The organism is Acidobacteriota bacterium (genome assembly GCA_009861545.1).
Taxonomy (GTDB): domain Bacteria; phylum Acidobacteriota; class Vicinamibacteria; order Vicinamibacterales; family UBA8438; genus WTFV01.
Window position 1 is genome coordinate 1 of record VXME01000040.1, and the last position, 806, is coordinate 806.

Consider the following 806-nt stretch of genomic DNA (forward strand, 5'->3'; position numbering starts at 1 on the left):
CGCCGCCCCCACGCCGGGAGCCATCCCCGCCTGCACGACCGGAGGTCGAGCGACCGGTGCCGGCTGCCGCGCCGCGGCGAACGGAGGCGGAACCGGCGCCCGCAGAACCGGTTCGCCGGCGTCCGGCGAACGCGGGTCGCGATCTGCCCGTGGTCGATGGCTGGAGGCGGGCCGAGCCGGCGGAGATGGATGAGAACGCGGTTGCGCGCAACAACGGGATCTCCCGCGACCTGCCGCCGCTGCCGGCCGTGAACCTCGACCCGCCGACCACCGGAGACGCCGCCGGATCTCCCCTGCCGGCAACCGAGGAGCTCGTCGTTGCGGCGGACTCCGTGATCGGCCTGCAGATCGATACGTTCGTCAGCACGGACCGCGCGCAGGTGGAGGACGACGTGCAGGCGCGGGTGACGCGCGACGTGATGGTGTCGCGCCGGGTCGCCATCCCCGCCGGCAGTGTGGTCAACGGATCGGTAGTCATGGTCGAGCGGGGCGGCAAGCTGAAAGGGACCGCCCGGCTCGGCGTTCGCTTCCATACCGTCGTGTTCGACGACGGCGTCGAGGCGCCCATCGTAACCGAGACCGTCTATCGCGAAGGAAGCTCCCGCGGGCGCGACAACGCGGCCAAGATCGGCGGCGGCGCGGTCGCCGGGGCCATCCTCGGCGCGATCTTCGGCGGCGGCCGCGGCGCGGCGATCGGCGGCGCCGCGGGGGCCGCAGGCGGCCCCGCGGCGGCGGCCCCGGGGGCGCCGCGGCCGGCGGCGGCGGGGGGGGGGGGGGCGGTGTCGGGCGGGCGGGTACGGGCCCGG